Below are 885 nucleotides of genomic sequence, written 5' to 3'. Positions count from 1 at the left end.
CCGCACCCGCGGGCCGCCGACACGGCCGCCGCCCGGGACGCCGTACGGCAGGCCGCCGCCCGGCGGGCCGGGCGGGCGCCCGAGCAGGTGGTGCAGGTGCAGATCGGACGCCTCGAGGTGACGGCGGGACCGCCGCCGGGCGCCGGCCCCCCGCGGCGCGCCCCGGCACAGCGCCCCGCCGCCACCGTGAGCCTGGCCGACTACCTGGAGCGGGGGCGCGAGTGAGGCGCACAGCCGAGACCAGCAGGACGAGAGGAACCGAGGAACCGACGTCATGAGCAACGCACTCGCCATCGCCCATGTCACCCAGGCCCTCGCCCTGCTCATCGAGTCCAACGTGGGGCCGGAGTTCGGCGAGGCCGTGCGGGTGGAGCCGCGCAAGCCGCCGGCCGAGCCGCCGGACCACCCCACCGTCAACGTGTTCCTGTACCAGGTCACGCCCAACACCTCGATGCGCGGCAACGACCTGCCCACCCGGGCGGGCGACGGCACGCTCGTCGAGCGCCCCGCCGCCGCGCTCGACCTGCACTACCTGATCAGCGCCTACGGCGACGAGACGGACCTGGTCGGGCAGCGGCTGATCGGCTCGGTGGTCCGGACCCTGCACGAGATCCCCGTCCTGCCGAGGGACGTCATCGAACAGGCCGGAGAGCGGCCCTACCTGGCGGGCAGCGACCTCGCCGAGGCCGCGCAGCGGGTCCGGTTCACGCCCACGGTGATGGACATCGACGAGACGTCGAAGCTGTGGGGGATGCTCCACCAGACGCCGTACTCCCTGTCGGTGGTCTACCAGGCGTCCCTGATCTTCATCGACGGCCGCGGCACGCCGGTGCCGCGCAAGCCCGTGGAGCGGCACGACGTACGGGTGCTGCCGTTCGGCGCTCC

General features: G+C 74.4%; 1 protein-coding gene and 1 pseudogene. Both read left to right on the top strand.

The genetic code is table 11. The annotated features are described in order from the left end of the window. Positions 1–225: pseudogene (locus CCN42_RS36160) on the top strand (hypothetical protein); the annotation flags it as partial. A 49-nt stretch (positions 226–274) separates the two neighbouring features. Further along, the coding region (locus tag CCN42_RS36155) for a Pvc16 family protein (protein ID WP_143662144.1) at positions 275–885 on the top strand (611 nt) is incomplete at its 3' end.

The organism is Streptomyces glaucescens, assembly GCF_002154375.1.
GTDB classification, from domain to species: Bacteria; Actinomycetota; Actinomycetes; order Streptomycetales; family Streptomycetaceae; genus Streptomyces; species Streptomyces glaucescens.
This window is presented reverse-complemented; position numbering and strand designations above follow the sequence as displayed.